Source organism: Micromonospora matsumotoense, assembly GCF_050951065.1.
In the GTDB taxonomy this organism is placed as follows: Bacteria; Actinomycetota; Actinomycetes; order Mycobacteriales; family Micromonosporaceae; genus Micromonospora; species Micromonospora matsumotoensis.
Genome location: NZ_CP192025.1, coordinates 3208805 through 3221244 on the forward strand (window position 1 = coordinate 3208805; position 12440 = coordinate 3221244).

The following is a 12440-nucleotide window of genomic DNA, read 5'->3' on the forward strand; positions in this document are numbered from 1 at the left end:
GCCACCGCGCAGCATCGATGGTGCCGGCCCGGTCTGGCGGCCGGGACGATGCCCCGGCCCTGCCAGGCGGCCGGGGACGACACCCCGGTCGTCATACGCGGCCGGGACACCGAGCACGGGCACGGAGGTGACCGAGATGGCGGTGCGGGTGGTGGTGGATCCACGGCGGGGCGCGGTGCTGCACGTCGTCGGCTCGGGTGGGGACACCCGCCGACCGGAGCGGGTCGGTCGCAGCGGCAGCCCGGCCCGGCAGGGGCGGGGCCCGTCGGGGCCGCCCCGACGCGCCGACGACCGGCGGTGGGACGGCGAACCGAAGGCCGGGGGGTGACCCGATGGCGGAGCAACTGATCTCGGCGTTCGAGTCCTCGGTGGACAAGACCAACCTGATCCTCAAGGACATCGAGCAGGCATACGGGTGGCCCCGGGCGCAGCGCAACCAGTCGTACGCGGCGCTGCGCACGGTGCTGCACCTGCTGCGCGACCGGATGACCGTGCAGGAGTGCGCGGAGTTCGCCGCCCAACTGCCGGTGCTGGTCCGGGGCATCTACTTCGACGGTTGGCAGCCGGAGAACGTGCCGGTCAAGCTCAACCGGGACGACTTCCTCTACGAGGTCCGGCAGGGCTTCCCGTACGACGTCGAGGGTGGTCCCCAGCGGGTGGCCCAGGTGGTGCTGGACGCCCTGCGCCGGCACGTCACCCAGGGCGAGTGGCAGGACGTGAAGGCCGGCATGCCGAGGGACCTGCAACGGCTGATTCCCTGACCCGGGTCATGTGTTTCTCCCGACCTGGCCCGGCGATCCGTCCCGCGCGTCGGACGGGCCGTCTACGGTGTGGTTAGAGAAGATCGTGTGGGGGGTATCACCCGCACGACAGACCCCGCCCTGTGGCGGGGCGGCACACCCGAGGGAGCACCCATGGCACTGAACGACGACGACATTCAGACCACCAGCGGCGGCGGCCTCGAGGGTCCGGCCGACGGTGGCGCGACCCCGGGTCAGCATGACGGTGGCGCCGACGGTGGCGCGGAGGGTCCGGCCGACGGCGGGGCGACTCCGGGTCAGCATGACGGTGGCGCCGATGGTGGCGCGGAGGGTCCGGCCGACGGCGGGGCGACTCCGGGTCAGCATGACGGTGGCGCCGATGGTGGCGCGGAGGGTCCGGCCGACGGCGGGGCCACCCCGGGTCAGCACGACGGTGGCGCCGACGGCAGCGCGCGCTGACCGGCAGCATGACGACCATCGACCCGCCGGGCGGCCACGGCCGCCCGGCGGTCACGTCGGCCGCGACGCGGGCCCTGGCACGGTGCGTCAGCGTCGAACCGGCCAAGTTCGCCGCCGCCCACTGGGGTCGCGCCCCGCTGCTGTCCCGCGCCGACGAGCTGCCCAACCCCGCCGGGTTCACCGACCTGCTCAGCCCGGACGACGCCGACGAGCTGCTCAGCCGGCGCGGTCTGCGTACCCCGTTCCTGCGGGTGGCCCGGGACGGCCAGTTGGTGCCGACGGCGCGGTTCACCGGCGGTGGCGGCGCGGGCGCGGAAATCGGCGACCAGGTCCTCGACGAGCGCATCCTGGAGCTGTACGCCGCCGGCGCGACGCTGGTGCTCCAGGGACTGCACCGGCTCTGGCCCGCCCTGGTCGACTTCGCCCGTGACCTGGGCACCGCCCTGACGCAGCCGTTGCAGGTCAACGCCTATCTCACCCCACCGGGCAGCCAGGGCTTCGCCACCCACTACGACACCCACGACGTCTTCGTGCTCCAGGTCGACGGCCGCAAGCGCTGGCGGATCCACCCGCCCGTGCTGACCGACCCATTGGAGCGGCAGCCGTGGGGTGGCCGGGCCGACGAGGTGTCCGCCACCGCCGACGGGCCGGCCGCGCTGGACGTGGTCCTCGAACCGGGCGACGCGCTCTACCTGCCGCGTGGCTGGCTGCACAGCGCCCAGGCGCAGGAGTCCCGCTCGCTGCACCTGACCGTCGGCATCCGCGCACTGACCCGGTACGCCCTGGTCGAGGAGCTGCTGGCGCTGGCCGCCGAGGACCCCCGGCTGCGGGCCGGGCTGCCGTTCGGCACCGACGTCGCCGACCCCGACGCCATCGAACCGGAGCTGACCGAGACCGTGGAGGCGCTGCGCGCCTGGCTGCTGCGGGCCGATCCGGCCGCCGTCGCGGCCCGGCTGCGGGACCGGGCCTGGCCGGCCGCCCGGCCGGCCCCGATCCGGCCGCTCGCCCAGGCCGCCGCGCTCGCCAGCCTCACCGCCGACAGCCGGATCGCACCCCGGGGAGGGCTGCGCTGGCAGCTCGCCACCGCCGCCGACCGGGTGGCGCTGCGGTTGACCGACCGCACCATCACCCTGCCCGCCCAGTGCGCGCCGGCACTGCGTGCCCTGCTCGGCTCCACCGGTCTGCGGGTGGGCGACCTGCCCGGCCTGGACGACGACGCCGACCGGCTGGTGCTGGCCCGCCGGCTGCTGCGCGAGGCGGTCGCCGTCCCGGCCTGAGCTGCCCCGGAGGCAGTGCCGCCGTGGGGCACCCCGGCCCGAGCCGCCGCTCGGCGCGCGTCGGACCGGGAGCCCCGGGGCGGTTCAGCGGGTCGACACCAGCAGCAGCACCGTGGTCAGCACCCCGGCGGCCAGCACGATCGCCAGCGGGCGGGGGCCGAGCAGCGCGTGCCGGCGGTCGGCCAGCCGCTTCGCCGGCGCCAGCCCGGCCACCGGCCCGAGCAGCGTCACCACCAGCGCCAGCACCGGCATCCCCACCGCCAGGTCACCGCCGTACCGCTGGCCGACCGCCCGGGCGCCGGCCCCGAGGGCGTACGCGACGACCGCCCCGGCCACCCCGCAGAGGGCGAGCAGCGGGTTCACCGACCCCGGCAACTCACCGCGCTGGCCGGTCCGGTCCAGCAGTTCGCGTACGCCACGCAGCAGCGGCACCGGGTCGCCGGTGACCTCCCGGGCCGGCCCCGGCGGATCGCCGAGCCGACGGGTGCCCAGCCGGGAGCGCAGCTCGGCCCAGAGATGACCCACCTCGGTGTCGACCCGCTCCAGCATCGACCGGGCGTCGGTGACCTCCTGCTCGGCGTCGCGGACCTGTGCGGTGGCCTGGGCCACGGCCCGTTCGGCGGCGGCACACTGCTGGTCGTGCCAGGCCTGCGCCTCGGCCCGCTGGGTGGCCACCCGACCGGTCAGCTCGGCGAGCCGGCGGACGTGGGCGGCGTAGGTGTCACTGGCGACCGGTTCGTTCATCGGGACGGACCATAAGGGATGATCACCTGTCCGGTGCGGTGCACCGCCCGGTCGAAGAAGAGTCCCCGCCACGGACGCGGGTACCAGTCCGGCCCGCCGGAGCCCGGATAGAGCGCCGAGCCCAGCTCGCCGCCCTGCACGTCCAGGGCCACCCAGGCACCGATCTGATCGGTCCGGGCGGCCGGCCCACCGAGGTCCGCCCGCATCCGGGCCACCCCCCGCCACCAGGCCAGCACATGGGTACGCCGCTCCGGACCGTCGTGCAGGATGCGGCGCAGCCGGTCCAGCCCGGTCGATCCGGGCGAGCCGGTCGCTAGCGCGCCGGCCGCCGCATCGACGGCGAACAACAGCAGGTAGTGCGGGGTGGACGGGGTGCCGGGCCGGGTCAGCGCGGTCGCCGTTTCGGCCATCAGCTCGGCGACGGTCTCCTCGTCGTACCAGGCGGCGTCGTCGGCGAGATCCTCGTAGAGGGCACGGGCCGCCGGGTCGGCGTCCGGGTCGAGGCAGGCGATGGAGAACCGGGCGCTGCCGGGGCGGTGCTGCCGGGCCAGCGAGCGGGCGGCGGCGTCGAGCACGGCGCATGCCTCGTCGACCCGGGTGCCCAGGACCGCGAGGTTGCGGCCGGGGGCCCGGGGCAACCGCAGCGCCGCCGACCGGGACTGCACGTCGATGATCTCCCCGAGTACGGCGACCGGGCCGCGCGGCGGGAGATCGTCAGGCGGCGGGGCGAGGGCCCGGAAGTCGGGGGCCTCGGCGAGCCGGGGAATGGCGTCGCCGTCGAAGAGCCGCGCCGGGGCGGCGTCGGCGGGCCGCATCCGCCACAGCCGGTGCTGCAACTCGCTCCAGGTCTCCCAGTCGCTGGCCGACGGGATGCGGGCCACCTGGTTGCCCTCGGTCATCCCCGACTCGGCGTTGACCACCGCGTGGTGCCGGGGCAGCGCCTGCGCGGCGTCGTTGCGCTCGGCGAGGATGCGCAGCGCCTTGGGCAGCGCGATCCGCAGGGTGAACTGGGCGACCAGGGCGGGCCGTCCCCACAGCGCCTCGATGCCCCGGACGTCCTGCGAGGCGAGCACCAGGTGGATGCCCTGCGAGCGACCCCGCCGGGCCAGGTCCTCCAGCAGGTCGGCGGCCTCCCGGGCCACCACGTCCCGGCCGGCGAGCAGCGCCTGGAACTCGTCGACCACCGCGACGATCCGGGGCCAGTGCCCGGTCGGGTCCACCGCCCGCAGCTCGGCCAGCTTGGTGACCTCGTGTTTCTTGGCCGCGTCGGCCCGCCGGCGCAGCTCCTCGGCGAGGAAGCGCAGCAGGGCCAGGCCGAACTCCCGGTCGGTGTTCACGTTGATCCCGACCAGCCGCATGTGCGGCAGCCAGCTCGGGTCGCGGCGGCCCTGGGCGAACCGGGCGAAGGACACCCCCTCCTTGAAGTCGAGCAGATAGAACTCCAGCTCGGCGGGGGAGTAGCGGGCGGCCAGCGCGCCGATCCAGGCGAAGATGAGGTTGGTCTTGCCGGTGCCGGACGGGCCGCCGATCAGCGCGTGCGGCGGATAGTCGCCCAGGTTGAGCAGCACCGGCCGGCCGTGCGGCCCCTCGCCGATCGGGGCGGTCAGCCCGTGCGCCGAGTCGTCCTTCCACATCTGCTCCGGCGGGGGGAGCAGGTCGGTGAAGGGGGTCGGTGGCGGGCCGGCGTTGACCCGGGCGGCGACCTCCCGGCAGGTCTCGGTGACCAGGGTGGCCGGTGGGGGCGGGTCGAGGCGTACCGGGGGGCCGGGTGGGTCACCGATGTGGGCCGCGCCCGGCCCGGTGCGGACCCGGGTGAGGCTCGGGTCGTCCGGCAGGTCGATGCCGCGCACCACCAGGTGCACCCCGCAGGCCGCGCCGGTGCGGACCACCCGGTCGAGCTGGCCGCGTTCGTGCCGGGACAACTCGTCCCCACCGAGCAGCACCGCCACCCGCCACGGCTCCGGGCGTCGGCCGGTCGCCACGGCCAGGGCGCGCAGCGAGCCGTACTCGCCGGCCAGCACCGTCTCGTTGATCCGGCGGATCTGCTCCACGAGATCGTCGAGGAGCCGGGCCAGCCCGCCCGGCCCGACGAAGGTGAGCAGCCCCGCGGTGCCGAGCGGGGCGAAGCCGGCCAGTCCGCCGCCGAGGTGTTCGGGGTCGTAGCCGTAGAGCCGGACCGCGCCCGGGTCGGCCCGGCCGACACCGCGCAGCAGCAGCGCCGACACCACCGCGTCGGCGCCCTCCCGGTCGTCGCCGGCCAGCTGCACGTGGCCGGCGTCGAGCAGGGGCACCAGCGCCGGGACCGGTTCCGCTCCGGGCACCCGTAGGGTGCCGACGCGCAGCGGGCCGGGGCTCTCGCCGCGTCCCGCCGGGGTGGCCTGCCAGCCGGACCACGGCGCGCCGGCCGCACCGGGAGCCTCCCGGCGGGCGGCCTCGGTCGCCCGCCGGGCCAGCTCGGCGAGCCGCGCGGCATGTCGCTGGTCGATCTCGACCAGCCGCCGGTCGCGTTCGGCACCGACCCGCGCCGGCACGGTGGTGGCGGCCCGCCGGACCCGGGCCAGCCGCTCCCGGGCGGCGGTCAGCTCCGCCTCCGCCGCGCCGAGTCGGGTACGGGTGACGCCGAGCGCCTCGGAGAGCATCCCCCGCACCCGCGCCGCCAACTGGGTACGCAGATCAGCCACGGGGTCCACCGTTCGCCCAGGGGCTCGTCCGGCCCGGCGTCGGGCGCGGGGCGGGCGGCTCGACGCGCGGTGGCGGGCTCGGCTCGGGCCGACGTTGCGGGGCCGGCGCGGGCCGGCGCGGCCCGGCGCGACGGTCGGTGGGCGGGCGGGGCGGGGACCGGTCGGGTTCCGGTGCCGGCTGCGGCACCGGCTCCCGCTGCCGGTCGGGTTCCTCGCGGGGCAGCTCCCGGCCGAGCCGGGCCAGCAGCACACCGGTCAGCACGCCGGCGGTGACCGCGGGATCGGCCGCGTGGGGTTGCGCGTCGTCACCCTCGCCCCGGCGTGGCGGGGGCATCCGACAGACCCGGGTGAGCAGGGTGTCCAGCACCGGCGGGGGCAGGCCGGGGAGCAGGTCGCGGACCCGGCCGTCCAATTCCCGGCGCAACCGGGGCAGGTCGTCGGCGCGGGGCGGATGACCGAGCAGTTCCCCGGCGAGGTCGCGCAGCAGCGGTGGGGCGATCGCGGCCAGGCCGAGGCCCACGTCGGCGTGCGCGGCGCGCAGCTCCCGGTGCAGCCGGTCCCGGTCGCCGGAACGGATGCCGGTGACCACCCGACGCAGCAGCTCCCGGGAGTCGGCGACCCGCTCGTCCGGCTGCGCGGCGGGGCCCTCCCGGCCGCCGGTCAGCTCGGCCACCCGGACCGCCCACCAGCGCTTGACGGTGGGGTCCTCCTCGGTGGCCGGTGGTGGGGCGGCCGGCCCGGTGGTCTCGCCGCGCGGCCCGTCGTGACGCGGCGCGGGACCGGTGGCCCCGGGGGGAGGCGGGCCGTCGGGGGCCAACCCGATCGCGGCCAGATATCCGGAGAGCTGCTCCTGGGCGACCCGCAGGGCGTGCCCGGCCGACTCGGCATGCTCGGTGGCGGCGGCCAGCTCCGGCACCCCCATCGGGTTGGCCGATTCCTGGCGTACCCAGCGCAGCCGCTCGGTGGCCTGGCCGAACTTCTCCAGGGCCAGGGCGAGCTGGGCGAGCGGGAGTTCCTCGGCGGCAGCCCGTACCTGGGCTCCGACGTCCTCGATGATGGACACGACGCCCCGCTACAGCGACGACACGTAGAGCTGCGCCTGTTCCACCGCGACGAGCGTCGCGGCGAGACATTCCTCCAGCTCCTGGCCGGCCTGGGTGAGGGAGGCCTGGGCCGCCTCGACGGTCTCGTGCCCGCTGCCCTCCAGCGCCCCGGCGAGGGTCTGCTGCGCCTCGGAGAGTTTCTCCCCGGCGGCCTGCACGGCTGTCTGCCCGTCACCGATCTGTTGGAGGGCGATGTCGATCGCGGCCTTCAGCTCGGCGACGCTCGCCACGGTGACCTCCTGGGGGCGGGGAGATCTCCATTACAACGTATACCCGACGTGGAGAGAACATCCGCCCTGTCGGTGTTGCCGCCCGGGTGTCCGGTTACCGCCCTGACGTGCGGAAAAGCCGTCGGCGGGTCCCGCAGGCGATACGCCCGGTCCCGTTGACGGCACTGGGTGGGGGTGGCCGCCCACCGGCATCCGGGTCGGTCGGGTCAGGAGGGCAGCCAGCGGGGGCCGTACACCTCGGCGCCCAGCTCGCCCACCCGGCCCCGCAGCTCCCGGTCGGCCGTGACCACCAGCCGACGCCGGTCCGGCGCGTCACGTACCAGGTCGACGATGGTGTCGTCGCCCGAGCCGGGTGCGGCGACGGTGCGTACCCCGGCCACTCCCGGCACGTCGCGCGCCGCGCCCTCGACCACCAGCACCACCTCGACGGGCGCGGACAGTTCCGGGGGCACGCCGGCGTCGGCCACCGGGACCAGCCGGTCGCGTAGTCGGGCCGCCGCGCCGGCCCGGTCGTGCCACCAGCCGTCCGGCCGGGAGCCGACCACGTTCGCACCGTCGACGATCAGCAGCGGGTTGGTGTCCATGCCCCCCACCCTGCCATCTGTCGGCGTTTGTCGGGGCGACCGTCGGGTAGCCACCGGCGATCGTGTCGCGCCTACGTGTCGCCCTCGGCGACCCTGCCGCGCCCGAGGAGCGGAGGACAGACATGATGGGACCCGGTGACTTCGGCTCCGACCCGTGGGACGAGTTCCTGGCCCGGTACTTCGGCCGGGGTGAGGGCGGACGCCGACCGGCCCATCGGGTCGACATCACCCGGCTGATGACCGCCGACGCCCGGGAGATGCTGGCCGACGCGGCCCGGCGGGCCGCCCAGAAGCACAGCACCGACCTGGACACCGACCACCTGCTCTGGGCGGCGTTGCAGCGCGACCCGCTGCGGGACCTGGTCCGCCGCGCCGGCGCCGACCCGGACACCCTGGTCAACGCGCTCGGCGGACGCGCCGACGGTGCCCCGGGCGGCGAGGTGCCACCGAACCTCTCCCTCACCCCGGCGGCCAAACGGGCGTTGCTCGACGCCCACCAGCTCTCCCGGGCGATGGGGGCGAACTACATCGGCCCCGAACACATCCTGATGGCGCTGCCGCTCAACCCCGAGTCGCCGGCCGGGCGGATGCTCGCCGCCGGGCGGATCCAGCCCGAGTCGCTCCAGGCGGCCGGTGCCGAACGGGGCCCGATGACCGGCCCCCGGCCCGACCGGGGCACCCCCACCCTCGACCAGTACGGCCAGGACCTCACCGACCTGGCCCGCAACGACCAGATCGACCCGGTGATCGGCCGCGCCGACCAGATCGAACAGGCGATCGAGATCCTGTCCCGACGCACCAAGAACAACCCGGTGCTCATCGGTGAGGCCGGCGTCGGCAAGACCGCCATCGTGGAGGGCCTGGCCGAGCGGATCTGCGACGGCGACGTGCCGCAGACCCTGCTCGGCAAGCGGGTCGTCCAGCTTGACCTGGCCGGCCTGGTCGCCGGCACCCGCTACCGGGGCGACTTCGAGGAGCGGCTCAAGAAGGTGATCGACGAGATCCGGGCGCACCGGGACGAGCTGATCATCTTTCTGGACGAGATCCACACCCTGGTCGGTGCGGGCGGCGCCGGCAGCGAGGGCGGCATGGACGCGTCCAACATGCTCAAGCCGGCCCTGGCCCGGGGCGAGCTACGGGTGATCGGGGCGACCACGCTGGACGAGTACCGGCGCAGCATCGAGAAGGACGCCGCCCTCGCCCGCCGGTTCCAGCCGGTGCTGGTGCCCGAGCCCGACGTCGAGGACACCGTGGCCATCCTGCGCGGGCTGCGGGACCGGTACGAGGCACACCACCAGGTCCGGTTCACCGACGAGGCGCTGGTCGCCGCCGCCGAGCTGTCCGACCGGTACGTCACCGACCGGTTCCTGCCGGACAAGGCGATCGACCTGATCGACCAGGCCGGCGCGCGGGTGCGGTTGCGTACCCGGACCCCCGCCTCGGACGTCCGGGAGCTGGAACAACAGCTGGAGGACGTCCGCCGGGACAAGGAACAGGCGGTCGCCGACGAGCAGTACGAGAAGGCGTCCGCGCTGCGGGACCGGCTCGCCGAGGTGGAGGCGCAGATCGGCCGGGCCCGGGGCGACGGGGGGGACAGCCGGGTCCCCTCGGTCGACACGAAGGAGATCGCCGAGGTGGTCTCCCGGTCCACCGGCATCCCGATCAGCCAGCTCACCGAGGAGGAACGCGACCGGCTGCTGCGCCTGGAGGGGCACCTGCACCAGAAGGTGATCGGCCAGGACGACGCGGTCAGCGCGATCGCCGAGGCGGTCCGCCGGTCCCGTGCCGGGCTGGCCGACCCGAACCGGCCGATGGGCAGCTTCCTCTTCCTCGGCCCGACCGGCGTCGGCAAGACCGAGCTGGCCCGTGCCCTGGCCGAGGCGCTCTTCGGCGAGGCGGACCGGATGGTCCGGGTGGACATGAGCGAGTTCCAGGAACGGCACACCGTGGCCCGGCTGGTCGGTGCGCCCCCCGGCTACGTCGGCTACGAGGAGGCCGGCCAGCTCACCGAGGCGGTGCGTCGCCGCCCGTACGCGGTGGTGCTGCTCGACGAGATCGAGAAGGCCCACCCGGACGTGTTCAACATCCTGCTCCAGGTGCTCGACGACGGCCGGCTCACCGACAGCCAGGGCCGCACGGTCAACTTCAAGAACACCGTGCTGATCATGACGAGCAACCTGGGCTCGGAGCTGATCACCGGCAGCCAGCGTACGGTCGGGTTCGGGGTCGGCGCGCAGGGCGACCAGCAGGAGGCCGACGAGCTGCGGGAGCGGCTGATGCGCCGGCTCCAGGAGAACTTCCGCCCCGAGTTCCTCAACCGGATCGACGAGACGATCATCTTCCAGCGGCTGGAGGCCGAGCAACTGCGCCAGATCACCGGGCTGCTGCTGGAGGAGACCCGTCGCCGGCTGCACGCCCAGGACATCCAGGTCGACTTCACCGCGGCCGGCACCGACTGGCTGGCCGAGCACGGCTACCAGCCGGAGTTCGGGGCCCGCCCGCTGCGCCGGGTGATCCAGCGGGAGGTGGACAACCGGCTCTCCCGGATGCTGCTGGAGAACCAGCTCTCACCGGGCCAGAAGGTCACGGTCGACGCGCGGGACGGACAGCTCACCTTCGAGGTGTCCGCCGGCGACCGCGACTACACCCCCGCCACCACCTCGCATCCCCGATGACCGGAGGGCGGAGATGACCGAACCCGAGGAGACCGAGGAGTACGCCGAGCAGACCCCACCCATCCTCGCGGTCCCGACGGCGAACCCGGGCCGGGTCCAGGTGCCGCCGGAGGGCCTGAAGCAGTGGACCGACGACGGGGACCCGGCACCACCCGGGCCACCGGAAGAGGAGGCGTGATGGCACGCGAACAGCGACTCGACCCCGAGGTCGAGGTGATCTGGGAGGACTTCCACGCCGAGGTGAACGTCCCCTCCGCGCAGTTGCGGCAGTGGCTGCTGACCCGGGGGTCGGGGGAGGAGGCGTTCGGCCCCGCCCCGGATCTCGACCTGCCCGAGCCCGGCCGGCAGATCCTGGCCGTGCTGCGCAAACGCAAGGTCGACCTCACCCCGGCCGACATCGCGGTGATGCGGGAGGCGATCGACCGGATCCGGTCGCTGGTGGACGAGAAGCCCGGCGGCGGCAACGCCGACGACGAGTGGCGGCACGCCCTGCTCGACCTGGGCCACGACGTCCTCGTCGAACGCTGACCCGAAAGCCGGTCGGGCATGGCGCGGGCACCCGGGACGGCGTCCCGGGTGCCCGGTCGTCGGTGGGGCTACTCGGACCCGAGGCTGGGCAGTTGCAGGCCGGCGGCGTCGGCGGCGTCCTGCCGGGCGGCGCGGGTCTGCTCCTCCCGGGTGAGCAGCGTCGCGTACTCGGTGATGTCGGCCGGGTCGGGCACGTCGGGCAGGCGACGCAGGAACGTCTCGACGTCGCGGACGGCGGCGGTGTGCGCGGTGGCCGCCCGGCGCAGCAGTTCCCGCTGGTCGGCGGCCGGATAGAGATCGGTCATGCAGAGCTGATACCCGTCGTCACGCCGTTCGCACCCACCCGGCCGGGCGGGCCGCGCCGGTGTCCCGGGCGCCGAACTCGGGATGTCGCAGCAACCAGGTCAGGTAGTCGGGGTGCGCGGCCAGCGAGTCGGTGTACGCGGCCAGCGCGTCCTTCAGGACCGCCTCGGCGACCCGGGCCGCCGCGGATTCGGGGTGCCAGCCGAGCAGCAGTCGCCAGCGCAGCGGGGTGCCCGCCAGCCGACGGGTCACCAGCCCGGCGACCGGGCGGAAGGTGGCCTGGCACAGCGCCACCGCCTCACCGGCGTCGACCAGATCCATGCAGCCGCGCACGTCGGTCTCGTACACCTTGCGGGGGGTGAACCCGGCGCGGGCGCACGCGGCGGCGAAGCAGTCACCGAAGCAACCGTCACCCGGCGCGGCCACCCACTGCTCGTGGCGCAGCTCGGCCAGGCCGACCTCGTCCTGGTCGGCCGTCGGGTGGCCGGCCGGCAGCAGCACCAGCACCGGATCGACCGCCACCTCCTGCCAGGACAGGCCGAACTCCGCCGGTGGGGTGGCGTCGCCGCAGACCCCGGTCAGCGCGAAGTCGAGCCGGCCACCGGCGACCAGGGCGGCCAACTCGTCGGCCGACCACGACGCGTAGGTGGTGATCTGCGCGTGCGGTTGCTCGGCGGAGAGCCGGTGCACCAGCCGGCCCAGGATCGGGCTGTTCACCCCGCCGAAGCGGTACCGGCCGAGGGCGTCGTCGGCTCCGGCCAGCCGGGCCGCCTCGTCCTGGAGCCCCTTCATCGCCGGCAGCAGCACCCGGGCCCGGGACAACACCAGCTCACCCAGCGCGGTCGGCCGGGCGCCCCGGCGGTCCCGTTCGAACAACGGACCGCCCAGCGTCCGCTCGATGCGCTGAAGCTGGGCGGTCAGGGCCGGCTGGGCCAGGCCGAGGGTGGACGCGGCCTTCGTCACGCTGCCCGTCTCGGCGATCGCGCAGACCACCCGCAGGTGACGCAGCTCCAGATTCATATGGTGACGGTATGGCCACTCGTCGATAGACGGAAGGCCCTGGACGTAACCGGCTGGCCCAGCTGAACGGATCGG

The 12440-nt window shown here is 75.1% G+C and carries 14 protein-coding genes; 7 read left to right on the forward strand and 7 right to left on the reverse strand.

What is annotated here, in order from left to right:
* Positions 1–136 precede the first annotated feature (136 nt).
* From ACQP1S_RS14060 to ACQP1S_RS14075, 4 genes are all read left to right on the forward strand, one after another.
* On the forward strand, positions 137–328 hold the full coding sequence (locus ACQP1S_RS14060) for a hypothetical protein (protein ID WP_091240810.1): 192 nt from the start codon (positions 137–139) through the stop codon (positions 326–328).
* Positions 329–332: 4 nt separating this feature from the next.
* Positions 333–761: a DUF2267 domain-containing protein gene (locus ACQP1S_RS14065; protein WP_091239368.1), complete on the forward strand. Its 429-nt coding sequence runs from the start codon at positions 333–335 to the stop codon at positions 759–761.
* Positions 762–914: 153 nt separating this feature from the next.
* Entirely contained in the window at positions 915–1220 is a 306-nt protein-coding gene (locus ACQP1S_RS14070; protein ID WP_091239370.1) for a hypothetical protein, read from the forward strand.
* Between the two features lie 8 nt (positions 1221–1228).
* The gene (locus tag ACQP1S_RS14075) at positions 1229–2497 is read left to right on the forward strand and encodes a cupin domain-containing protein (protein ID WP_432906918.1); all 1269 of its coding nucleotides are present in this window, start codon (positions 1229–1231) and stop codon (positions 2495–2497) included.
* An 84-nt stretch (positions 2498–2581) separates the two neighbouring features.
* Here ACQP1S_RS14075 and ACQP1S_RS14080 read toward each other — a convergent pair whose 3' ends face one another.
* The 5 genes from ACQP1S_RS14080 to ACQP1S_RS14100 all read right to left on the reverse strand — a co-directional run bounded on the left by ACQP1S_RS14080 (position 2582) and on the right by ACQP1S_RS14100 (position 7839).
* Positions 2582–3241 carry a hypothetical protein gene (locus ACQP1S_RS14080; RefSeq protein WP_432906920.1) on the reverse strand — a complete coding sequence of 220 codons (660 nt, stop codon included), beginning with the start codon at positions 3239–3241 and terminating at the stop codon, positions 2582–2584.
* A complete protein-coding gene (locus ACQP1S_RS14085) occupies positions 3238–5922 on the reverse strand; it encodes an FtsK/SpoIIIE domain-containing protein (protein WP_432906922.1) in 2685 nt (894 codons plus the stop codon). The genes ACQP1S_RS14080 and ACQP1S_RS14085 overlap by 4 nt, the downstream gene beginning before the upstream one ends.
* Complete coding sequence (locus tag ACQP1S_RS14090) at positions 5915–6985, reverse strand: hypothetical protein (RefSeq protein ID WP_432906924.1); 1071 nt, start codon at positions 6983–6985, stop codon at positions 5915–5917. Before ACQP1S_RS14090 ends, ACQP1S_RS14085 begins: the two co-directional genes overlap by 8 nt.
* Before the next feature lie 9 nt (positions 6986–6994).
* Positions 6995–7255 carry a hypothetical protein gene (locus ACQP1S_RS14095; protein ID WP_067305468.1) on the reverse strand — a complete coding sequence of 87 codons (261 nt, stop codon included), beginning with the start codon at positions 7253–7255 and terminating at the stop codon, positions 6995–6997.
* A 206-nt stretch (positions 7256–7461) separates the two neighbouring features.
* Entirely contained in the window at positions 7462–7839 is a 378-nt protein-coding gene (locus tag ACQP1S_RS14100) for a hypothetical protein (RefSeq protein WP_091239375.1), read from the reverse strand.
* Positions 7840–7961: 122 nt separating this feature from the next.
* On the opposite strand from ACQP1S_RS14100, the gene ACQP1S_RS14105 reads away from it, so the two are divergent.
* The 3 genes from ACQP1S_RS14105 to ACQP1S_RS14115 are packed head-to-tail and all read left to right on the forward strand — an operon-like array spanning position 7962 to position 11042.
* Positions 7962–10514 (forward strand): ATP-dependent Clp protease ATP-binding subunit, encoded by a 2553-nt coding sequence (locus ACQP1S_RS14105; RefSeq protein ID WP_432906926.1) that lies wholly within the window; start codon positions 7962–7964, stop codon positions 10512–10514.
* A gap of 13 nt (positions 10515–10527) precedes the next feature.
* On the forward strand, positions 10528–10692 hold the full coding sequence (locus ACQP1S_RS14110) for a hypothetical protein (protein WP_176738832.1): 165 nt from the start codon (positions 10528–10530) through the stop codon (positions 10690–10692).
* A complete protein-coding gene (locus ACQP1S_RS14115) occupies positions 10692–11042 on the forward strand; it encodes a DUF3140 domain-containing protein (protein ID WP_432906928.1) in 351 nt (116 codons plus the stop codon). Before ACQP1S_RS14110 ends, ACQP1S_RS14115 begins: the two co-directional genes overlap by 1 nt.
* 68 nt (positions 11043–11110) lie before the next feature.
* Here the strand turns inward: ACQP1S_RS14115 and ACQP1S_RS14120 are convergent, their stop codons facing one another.
* Together ACQP1S_RS14120 and ACQP1S_RS14125 are read right to left on the reverse strand one after the other, a co-directional pair.
* Positions 11111–11347: a hypothetical protein gene (locus ACQP1S_RS14120; protein WP_091239383.1), complete on the reverse strand. Its 237-nt coding sequence runs from the start codon at positions 11345–11347 to the stop codon at positions 11111–11113.
* Positions 11348–11366: 19 nt separating this feature from the next.
* Positions 11367–12365 carry a LysR family transcriptional regulator gene (locus tag ACQP1S_RS14125; protein WP_432906929.1) on the reverse strand — a complete coding sequence of 333 codons (999 nt, stop codon included), beginning with the start codon at positions 12363–12365 and terminating at the stop codon, positions 11367–11369.
* Positions 12366–12440: the final 75 nt, after the last annotated feature.